Raw genomic sequence first — 850 nt, 5'->3', positions numbered from 1 at the left:
ACCGGCAGCCCGACGTCGTGCTCTTCGGCCAGGGGGAAGCGCCCGCCCGTCGCCGCCAAGGGACCCGTGGCGGTCAGCACGCGTGCCTTCTGCCGCGCCAGCCCCGCAGTCACGGAGGAGAAGGAGGCGCCGAGCACGGAGTTCATCGCCGTGGTCATGTGCTTGACGCGCCCGCCGGCCAGGACAGTGACGCCCGGCGAGGCGGCCGCCGCGATGCAGCCGGCGATCTCCTCCAGCGCATCGAGCGCGCGGGGCAGCTGCAGCAGCACCAGCCGTGCGCCGTCGAACGCCGCCGGTTCCAGCAGGAAATTCCGGTAACCCGCCAGGCCCATTCGCGCGGCGTTGTTGGCCAGGGCCCGCTCGGAACTGAGCGGGTCCTGGACCACGCGCATGCCCTGCTTGCCGGCCGCCGCGAGGCCCAGCGTCAGCGCCCCGTAGTGGTCGTTGACGACCGTGATCCGGTTGCCGTCCACGCCGGCCAACAGGGGCGCGGCGGTGTCCAGCAGCAACCTGTCCGCCGCGTCGTAGGCGAAGAGGTTGTCCGCCTCCACATCCGGCCAGCGCCGGAGCTCGGAAAAATCGAACGCGGGCCGTTCAGTCAAGGTCCACCCATTCCGTGCCCAGCGGGTCCGCGGCCGGACCACCCGAGGTCAGGGCGGCCAGCTGCTCCTCGAACCGGGAAATGACCGCCGGCTCGTCGTCGATCGCCAGGCTGATCCGGACCCCGTGGGCACCGTACTCGCTGCCGAGCACCACGGTGCCGGCCGCGCGCAGGTCATTTTCCAACCGCCCGGCGTGGGCATGCGCCGCCGGCACCGCGAACAGGCGCATCCGGCGCCGCCGGACCAGC

Annotated in this window: 2 protein-coding genes; both read right to left on the bottom strand. The window is 72.6% G+C overall.

Annotated features, from left to right (window positions below; translation table 11 throughout):
* Positions 1-602: 23S rRNA (guanine(1835)-N(2))-methyltransferase RlmG (locus tag AC5RV2_RS18615; protein WP_494093559.1), on the bottom strand; the 602-nt coding region annotated here is incomplete at its 3' end.
* On the bottom strand, positions 595-850 hold a 256-nt coding region (locus AC5RV2_RS18610; RefSeq protein WP_494093558.1), incomplete at its 5' end, for a DUF1949 domain-containing protein. The genes AC5RV2_RS18615 and AC5RV2_RS18610, both read right to left, overlap by 8 nt.

Source organism: Arthrobacter sp. Y3225116, assembly GCF_059091245.1.
The sequence above is the reverse complement of the archived record's forward strand: the minus strand, read 5'-3'. Positions and strand labels throughout refer to the sequence as shown.